The 2,829-nt window shown below is 41.8% G+C and carries 2 protein-coding genes and 1 pseudogene; all 3 read left to right on the plus strand.

Annotation, left to right across the window (positions count from 1 at the left end):
• A partial coding sequence (locus I2I04_RS23000) for a mobilization protein (protein ID WP_195655936.1) occupies nt 1-968 on the plus strand: 968 nt, incomplete at its 5' end.
• A 438-nt stretch (nt 969-1,406) separates the two neighbouring features.
• Complete coding sequence (locus I2I04_RS23005) at nt 1,407-1,997, plus strand: replication/maintenance protein RepL (RefSeq protein ID WP_004295513.1); 591 nt, start codon at nt 1,407-1,409, stop codon at nt 1,995-1,997.
• 619 nt (nt 1,998-2,616) lie between these two features.
• Nucleotides 2,617-2,829: pseudogene (locus tag I2I04_RS23010) on the plus strand (plasmid recombination protein); the annotation flags it as partial.

Raw genomic sequence — 2,829 nt, forward strand, 5'->3', positions numbered from 1 at the left:
ATCGGCTGGAAAGTGCGAAACAAAGATATCTCGATACGGTTGGACAGAAGATGCAGGCTAAAGCCGCACCCATACGAGAGGGAGTAATAGTAATCAAACAAGAAACCACCATGCAGGAACTCCAGCAGTTTGCCACGGTCTGCAAAGAACGTTTCGGTATCGAAGCATTTCAAATCCATATACACAAGGACGAAGGATACATGAACGCAAAGCAATGGACACCTAACCTTCATGCCCATGTAGTTTTCGATTGGACGCAGCCGAATGGGAAAAGTGTGCGTTTATCGCGTGATGACATGGCAGAACTCCAAACCATAGCATCTGAAACACTGGGCATGGAACGTGGCGTTTCTTCTGACCGCAAACACTTATCGGCTATGCAGTACAAGACCGAATGTGCGAAAGAACAGCTTCAGGAACTATCAAACGATATATCCAGTGCATTAGACAAACACAAGGACGTACAAAACCAGCTTCTTCAGCTTCAGAAAGAACTACGTTCCATTGAAACAAAGAAGAACGTCCAAAAACTCATTTCTAAGGCTTCAGAGAAGTTTTACGGCTTGATTGGAAAAACAGTCAACGATAGGGAAAAGGATGCCTTAAAAGCCAAAGTAAAGGCTTTAGAGGGGGAAAATGAACAGCTATCCGATAGACTGGGAAAGGCTATACTTGAAAAAGAGCAAAACGGCACAAAGGCATTCAAAGCCGAGAATGACAAGGAGTATTATAGACAACAAATGGACAACGCAAGGACAACCAGTAACCGATTAAGGACGGAGAACCAAGAACTAAAGACCGAAACCAAGGAATTGAAAAAAGAACTTGGTAAGATGAAAGACTTGTTCAATTCCGAACAACTGGAGGCTTTAAGGCATCATTTCCCAAACATATCAAAAGCTATGGAAGAGGGGAAAGACCTACTCAAGCAAATCACCAGAAGCAGAGGTTTCGGTATGGGTATGTAACCCCCCCCCGCCCCCAAAGGGGGAGCGACCAAACGGCAGCCTCTCTCAATGGAGTGTTACGTCGTTCGGATTCGGAAGAAATTTTGCAGGGTTCGGAAAACGGTTGTGTGCTTATTCTAAAAAAAGTTTATGGTGTGGCGCTCGTCGGGACGGGTGGTCCCGCCCCTTGCCGCTGGGCGCTCCCCGACCGATGATTTTTAAGTGACTGATTTTGTGCTGTTTTGGGGGTATATTAAGAATAGAAGAAATAGAATAAGTTAAGTACTTGATACACAATATAGGGCATTTTCCATATTGGAAATTCTCATTTTCCAATCTAGAAAATACTGATTTCCTAATATAATACTAAACAGGAAAATAATATTTCCCTTAATATTGTTTTTATGGAAAATAATAGTTTACTTTGTGGAGAATAATATTTCCCAAAAACACATCAAAATGGAAAATAAAAAAGCAGTTAAGTTAACCGATTTTCAAAAGAACGAAGAAAATCCTTTTATGAAACAAGCTATAGAAGGTATTGAAAATCATGTTGTTAAAAAGTATAAGAGTAATAGTGGTGGCGATAAGAGAGCCGTAGTAGCTTTAGCCGACACTGAAACTGGAGAAGTGTTTAAGACTTCGTTTATCCGTCAAATAGAAGTAGATGAAGAACAATTCACTAAATTGTATCTTTCTAACTTTGCTGCATTCTTTGACCTATCACAAGCAGCTATTCGGGTTTTTGGTTACTTTATGACCTGCATGAAACCCAAAAATGATTTAATCATCTTCAATAGAAAAAAATGCCTAGAATATACCAAATACAAAACAGACAAAGCCGTTTATAAAGGACTTGCAGAACTTGTAAAAGCTGAAATCATAGCCCGAGGACCAGCCGATAATCTTTGGTTTATTAATCCTCTGATAGTATTCAATGGTGACCGAGTGACATTTGCTAAAACATACGTTCGGAAAAAGACTTTAGCTGCCCAAAAGAAAGAAGAAGCAGAGAAACGACAATTATCACTTGGCTTTGATGAACAGTAACACTCCATTGAGTGAAGCTGCCGTTTGGTCGCTCCCCCTTTGGGGGCGGGGGGGGGGATAGATAAAGTTCCTCTATGTAAAGTTATAATGGGGGATGAAAGGCAAGGTTCGCTAACCTTACCCCGATTGTTTATGCTTCCCAGCATTCAATCTATCCCCGTTTATGGGTTTCTCTTTCACCCTACAAAGATAACCTCATGGGGGAAAAATGTCCAAGAATATGGGGTAAAAACTATCAAGTCGGTAGAAAATAAGTATCTTTGAAGTACATTTTTAGTAGAGGTACTGGTATGCCTAGACGAAGCAGATAGGCAAAAATAAAGCCGCTGGAGATGTCGGATGTCCGTCAATTAACTCCAGCGGCTTGTATTTTGGTAACTCTCCCGTATCGGTCGGCTACCGTTTGGTCAGCAACAAAGGTAGTACTTTATTGTCGCAAATCCAAATGTTTTCCCCTTTATTTGTGCATTTACAGAACATTTGCTAACTTCGCACCTATGCAGTATGGTGATAGCACACTAGCACCCTAAAGGGTGCGTGTGTAAGGGGACAAGCCCCCTTAACCCCCTGTCAGCCGGCTGTCACCGGCTGTTATCGATTGTCACAAAAATGTTAACTTATGGGAGCAACAAGTATTCATGTACAAGCAGTGAAGCCGGGGAGTGAGATTCACAACTTTAGGGAAAAAGAGTTGGACTATGTTCGTCCCGAACTTAGTCATTTGAATGAAAGCTGGGTTGGAGATAGCATCTCCCATCGGCTGGAAAGTGCGAAACAAAGATATCTCGATACGGTTGGACAGAAGATGCAGGCTAAAGCCGCACCCATACGA

Origin of the sequence: Bacteroides sp. 1001136B_160425_E2, assembly GCF_015559655.1 — a bacterium.
Lineage (GTDB): Bacteria > Bacteroidota > Bacteroidia > Bacteroidales > Bacteroidaceae > Bacteroides > Bacteroides luhongzhouii.

Excerpts from the sequence above, each read along its gene's own strand:
- I2I04_RS23005 (WP_004295513.1), top strand. The coding sequence starts at position 1,407 with ATGGAAAATAAAAAAGCAGTTAAGTTAACCGATTTTCAAAAGAACGAA.